Raw genomic sequence first — 5,687 nt, 5'->3', positions numbered from 1 at the left:
TCCACACCCGCGGCGGGGCTGGCGCCGATGGCGGGGCAAACCCCGCCCGACCCCTCTCGCGCACCGCGCGCGAGAACCGTCCCTTGATCGCGCCCCAGCGCGTGGGGAAATCGGCGTCCCCCTCGGGCAGTGTCCAGACGCAGTGCAGATGGTCGGGCAGCACCACCCACGCGTCGACCTCGAACGGCCGCTCGGCCCGCGTCGCCCGCACGGCCGCGCGCAACAGCCCGATCTCGCGCACCAGAAGGCCCGCGCCGCGCCGGGCCAGCGCAACGGTGAAGAAGATCGTGGCCCCGGGTGCGCGCGGGCGCAGATAGCTCGGCATCCCGGCAGCGTCGCCCAATAGTGGTTAACAATCCGTGGCAAGATGGCGGACCGGCCCGCCCGGCCAACTCTTACAACTCTTATATAAGACATATAAGACTCGGCCCCGATCCGGTAAACAAAACCTTGCCAGGCCGCCTTGACGCGACTTTCGTTAAATTAACGGACTTCGAATCCGCAAAAGTCGTCCCCCGCCCGGCCCAGATTTTCCTTTCAGTTCCGGGTCCCGCCCCCTAAGGAAATCCCCTGAGATCCGGCCCCCGCGCCGGATAAGGAACGCCAGCCGAGAGGACCCTTATGACCTACGGATTCGACACCCTGCAGGTGCATGCCGGCGCCAGGCCCGACCCGGCCACGGGCGCGCGCCAGACGCCGATCTACCAGACCACGGCCTATGTCTTCCGCGACGCCGAGCACGCCGCGGCGCTGTTCAACCTGCAGGAGGTCGGCTTCATCTACTCGCGGCTCACCAACCCCACGGTCTCGGTGCTGCAGGAGCGCATCGCCGCGCTCGAGGGCGGCATCGGCGCGGTCTGTTGCGCCTCGGGCCACGCGGCGCAGATCCTGGCGCTGTTCCCGCTGATGCGCCCGGGCGACAATATCGTCGTCTCCAGCAGGCTTTACGGCGGAACGGTGACCCAGTTCTCGCACACCATCAAGCGCTTCGGCTGGGAGGCCAGGTTCGTCGACATCGACCGCATCGGCGACATCAGCCGCGCCTGCACCAAGCGCACCAAGGCGATCTTCTGCGAGTCCATCGCCAACCCGGGCGGGCACGTCGCCGACCTGCCCAAGATCGCCCAGGTGGCCGAGCGCAAGGGCATCCCGCTGATCGTGGACAACACCTCGGCCACGCCCTGGCTGTGCCGGCCGATCGAGATGGGCGCCTCGCTGGTGGTGCATTCGACCACCAAGTACCTCTCGGGCACCGGCTCGGTGATGGGCGGCGTGGTGGTGGACTCGGGCAAGTTCGACTGGTCGGCCTCGGAGAAGTTCCCCTCGCTGAGCCAGCCCGAGCCCGCCTATCACGGCCTGAAGTTCCACGAGACCTTCGGCCCCTACGCCTTCACCATCCACGGCCACGCCGTCGGCCTGCGCGACCTCGGCGCCTGCCAGAGCCCGCAGAACGCCTTCATCACGCTCTTGGGGCTCGAGACGCTGAGCCTGCGCATGGCCCGCCACGTCGCCAATGCCGAGACGGTGGCCAAGTGGCTGGAGGGGCACCCGCAGGTGCCCGAGGTCACCTATGCCGGGCTGAAATCCAGCCCCTCCTACCGCCGCGGCCGCAAGATCTGTCCCAGGGGCGCCGGGGCGCTGTTCACCTTCCGCCTCAAGGGCGGCTACGACGCCTGCGTCAAGCTCGTGGACTCGGTCGAGCTGTTCAGCCACGTGGCGAACCTGGGCGACGCCCGCTCGCTGATCATCCACTCCGCCTCCACCACCCACCGCCAGCTCACGCCCGAGCAGCGCGCCGCCGCCGGCGCCGCCGACGACGTGGTGCGGCTGTCGATCGGCATCGAGGACCCCGACGACCTGATCGCCGATCTCGGCCAGGCGCTGGACAAGGTGGCCGTGTGAGCGACGACGAGCAGGGCCAGTCCATGGGCCAGTCCATGGGCCATTCCATGATCCGGGCGGTGATCTTCGACCTCGACGGCACGCTGATCGACAGCGCGCCCGACCTGCACGCGGCGGCCAGCGCGTTCCTGGCCGAGCGCGGGCTGGGGCCGGTCACACTGGCACAGGTGCGCGGCTTCATCGGCGAGGGCGTGCCCAAACTGGTCGCACGCTGCCTCGCCGCCGCCGGCACGCCTGCGAAGGGGCGCGAGCTGACCGCCGCCGTCGAGCGCTATCGTGCGATCTACGCCGCCGAGCCGGTGCGGCTCACCCGGCCCTATGACGGGGTCGAGGCGGCGCTGGGCCGGCTCTCGGCGCGCGGGCTGCTGCTCGGCGTGTGCACCAACAAGCCCGAGGGCGTGAGCCGCGACATCCTCGCGCGCCTCGGCCTCGACCGGCACCTGCGCGTCGTCGTCGGGGGCGACACGCTGAAGGCGATGAAGCCCGACCCGGCGCCGCTCTTGCACGCCGTGCGCCTGTTGGGCGCCGCGCCCGCCGAGGTGCTCTATGTCGGCGACAGCGGCACCGACGCGGATGCCGCCGGCGCGGCCGGGATCGCCTTCGCGCTCTACTCCGGCGGCTACCGCAAGCGCCTGCTCGACGACTTCGGCGAGTGCTTCGTGTTCCACGATTTCGCTTCCCTGACCCGGCACATCGAGGCCCGCCTCGCCGCCTGAGCCGGTCGCGCCTTCCCAGCCGGCCCGGTCCGCGCTAGCCTCGCGCCCATGGCCCGCGAGACGCCCGAGCCCGAGTTCCTGACCACCCGCGAGGTGGCGGCGCTCTTGCGCGTGCGCGAGCGCAAGGTCTACGAGCTGGCCAGCCAGGGCGCGATCCCGTGCCGGCGGCTGACCGGAAAGCTCCTGTTCCCGCGCGCCGCGGTCGAGGACTGGCTCGCCGGCGCGGCGCAGGGGACGGCGCGCCGCCGCGCGCCCGAGGTGGTTGCGGGCAGCCACGACCCGCTGCTCGAATGGGCGCTTCGGGACTCGGGCAGCGGGCTGGCCTCCTTCTTCGACGGCAGTCTCGACGGGCTCGACCGCCTGGCCGCGGGCGAGGCTATGGCCTGCGGTCTGCATGTCTTCGAGCCCGAGGCCGGCACCTGGAACCTGGCCCATGTGAGCGCGCGACTGGGCGAGGCCCCGGTGGTGCTGATCGAATGGGCGCGGCGCAGTCGCGGCCTGCTGCTCGCGCCCGGGCGCGACGCTCAGGTGCGCGGCATCGCCGAGCTGCGCGGCCGCCGCGTGGCGCTGCGCCAGCCCAAGGCGGGGAGCCAGATCCTGCTCGACCATCTCATGGCCGAGGCCGGCCTCGCCCGCAGCGAGCTCGAGGTCGTCGAGACGCCCGCGCGCACCGAGGCCGAGGCCGCCGCGGCGGTCGCCTCGGGGCGCGCCGACGCGGCCCCGGGCCTCGAGGCGATGGCGCGGCAATACCGCCTGGCCTTCCTGCCGCTGCTGACCGAGCGCTACGATGTCGCGATCGAGCGCCGCGCCTATTTCGAGCCACGCTGGCAGGCGCTGCTCGGCTTCATGCGCACCCCCGCCTTCAGCGAACATGCCGCCGAACTGGGCGGCTATGACCTGTCGGGCCAGGGGACCGTTCACTGGAACGGCCCCTGAGCGAAATCGCATCGCGCGGAAGTGCGCGTCGGGGTGCAACGATCCGGCGCTCTGCGCGTTGTCTTCATGCACATGCGGCGCCGACTGTCGCTCTCGTGTGACGCAAGTCACTGTGCAGTCAAATTTTCTTGCTAAATTTGTCGTGCTTTCCGGAGTAGAATGCAGCCATGCTACCGCCTCGCGTTCATATTGCCATCCCGGGCAATCAGACGCCCTACCCGGTCTACAGCCGGGCCGAGCGGCTGGCCGACGCCGTCCTGCACATCCTCGGCATCCTGTTCTCGCTGATCGCCGTCCCGGTCATGGTGACGCTGGCCGCGGTCTGGTACGGCGACATGGGCACGGTGGCCGCAGCCCTGGTCTACGGCGCCAGCATGATCGCCATGTTCACGCTGTCGGCCTGCTACCACATGGTGCGCCACGGCCGCGCCAAGCAGTTCCTGCGCCGGCTCGACCACGCGGCGATCTACGTCAAGATCGCCGGCACCTACACGCCCTTCGCCGTGCTGCTCGCGGGCCAGGACACGGTGCCGATCCTCGCCGGCATCTGGGGCGCGGCGCTGCTTGGTGCGGTGCTGAAGATCACCGTGCCGGACCGGTTCGAAACGCTGTCGCTGGCGATCTACCTGGTGATGGGCTGGGGCGCTGTGGTGGTCGGCGGGCCGATCATCGAGCACATCTCGCACGCCACCTTCCTGATGATGCTGACGGGCGGCGGGCTCTACACCCTGGGCATCGTCTTTCTCTACTGGGACCGGCTGCGCTTCCACAACGCCATCTGGCACGGCTTCGTGCTGGCGGCGAGCTTTATCTTCTACTTCGCCATCCTCACCGAGGTCTCGCTGCTCGCACCCGGCCATTGACCGGCCGGTAATTGACGCACTGGACCCGATCGGGCCGCGCGCCATCGCCGAGAAATCGCCGCTCGTCCGAGGAGGGGAACAACCCGGTCAGGGCCGGCGCAGCGGAGCCGCCCTTTCAGACGTCCACACGGAAATTATTGCAATATCAATGCGATGATACCGTGTCCACGCGTGGACACGTTCCTCCGGGACTAATTCACCCCAGCACCGAGAAGCTCGACTCAGGATTGATCTCGCGCCGGCGCGAATAGAAGCCCGCATCGATCTCGCGCCCCAGATAGGGCAGCGTGAAGCGCATCGGCGCGGCGTCGTGGTCGTGGCCGGCCTCGCAGTAATCGACCAGCGCCGCCATCAGCTTGCCGGCGATGGGGGCGTTCTTGAACTGGTTGCCGCTGGTGCCGCAGGCCATGTAGAAGCCCGGCAGCTGCGCGCGGTCGTAGATCGGGATCCAGTCGTCCGAGGCGTCGTAGAGGTCGACCACGCCCCGCATCCGCGAGGGGATGCCCAGCGCGGGCACCCGCTGGGCATAGCGCAGCGCCTGCACGCGCCACTGCTCGGTGAAGCTGCGCTCCAGCGCCTCGTCGTCCTCGAGCCAGACATGCGGGTCGCAGGGCGGGTCCTCCGAGCCGATCAGGATGTGATTGCCCTGCTCGGGGCGGCAATAGCACGAGATGTCGCTGTCCGAGACGATCAGCCCGTCGCGCTCGAAGTCGAAGCCCGGCGGCGCGGGCACATGCACCACCTCCTGCCTGAGGGCCCGGGTGCGGATGGTCATGTCGTCGAGCACCCCGGCCATGGCGTTGATCCGGGCCGAGGCCGGGCCGGCGACATTGATCACCACCGGCGCGTGCAGCTCCTCGCCCCCGGCCAGCCGCACGCCGCGGGCGCGGCCGCCCTGTCGAAGGACCTCGGTCACGCGCGCGCCCAGGCGCACCCGCGCGCCCTTCGCCCGCGCTGCCTCGGCGAGGTTCTGCGCCGCCAGCGCCGGGTCGGTGACATAGCCGGCATTGGGCCAGAACACCCCGCCCTCGATCTCGCCCCCCGTCGGCTCGCCAAAGCCCGCGTCCTCGGGCCGCTTCGCCGGGCCGTAGCGGCGCAAGTCGTAGATCGGCAGCCGCGCGCGGATGGCACCCGCATCCCATTCCTCGAACGGGCAGTCGAGAGCGCCGCTCATCTGCATGTGCTTGGCGAGCCCGCCGTTCAAATCCGTCTTCATCACCAGACAACCGATCTCGCGAAATCGCGCCAAATCGGCCTTGCCGGGCAATTC

6 protein-coding genes are annotated in these 5,687 nt (G+C 69.9%); 4 read left to right on the top strand and 2 right to left on the bottom strand.

Annotated elements, in window-relative coordinates; genetic code table 11:
- On the bottom strand, positions 1-325 hold a 325-nt coding region (locus AC32QD_RS13410), incomplete at its 3' end, for an REP-associated tyrosine transposase (protein ID WP_492011011.1).
- Positions 326-621: 296 nt separating this feature from the next.
- On the opposite strand from AC32QD_RS13410, the gene AC32QD_RS13405 reads away from it, so the two are divergent.
- The 4 genes from AC32QD_RS13405 to trhA all read left to right on the top strand — a co-directional run bounded on the left by AC32QD_RS13405 (position 622) and on the right by trhA (position 4,417).
- Complete coding sequence (locus AC32QD_RS13405; RefSeq protein WP_492011010.1) at positions 622-1,902, top strand: O-acetylhomoserine aminocarboxypropyltransferase/cysteine synthase family protein; 1,281 nt, start codon at positions 622-624, stop codon at positions 1,900-1,902.
- A complete protein-coding gene (gene gph, locus AC32QD_RS13400; RefSeq protein WP_492011009.1) occupies positions 1,899-2,618 on the top strand; it encodes a phosphoglycolate phosphatase in 720 nt (239 codons plus the stop codon). The genes AC32QD_RS13405 and gph overlap by 4 nt, the downstream gene beginning before the upstream one ends.
- A gap of 48 nt (positions 2,619-2,666) precedes the next feature.
- Complete coding sequence (locus tag AC32QD_RS13395) at positions 2,667-3,554, top strand: substrate-binding domain-containing protein (protein WP_492011008.1); 888 nt, start codon at positions 2,667-2,669, stop codon at positions 3,552-3,554.
- Positions 3,555-3,721: 167 nt separating this feature from the next.
- On the top strand, positions 3,722-4,417 hold the full coding sequence (gene trhA, locus AC32QD_RS13390; RefSeq protein ID WP_492011007.1) for a PAQR family membrane homeostasis protein TrhA: 696 nt from the start codon (positions 3,722-3,724) through the stop codon (positions 4,415-4,417).
- Between the two features lie 196 nt (positions 4,418-4,613).
- On the opposite strand, the gene AC32QD_RS13385 is transcribed toward trhA, so the two are convergent.
- The coding region (locus AC32QD_RS13385) for an NAD(P)/FAD-dependent oxidoreductase (protein ID WP_492011006.1) at positions 4,614-5,687 on the bottom strand (1,074 nt) is incomplete at its 5' end.

This window comes from Thermohalobaculum sp. (assembly GCF_058622915.1).
Note: the sequence above shows the minus strand (reverse complement) of the source record. Positions and strands in the feature narration are given on the sequence as shown.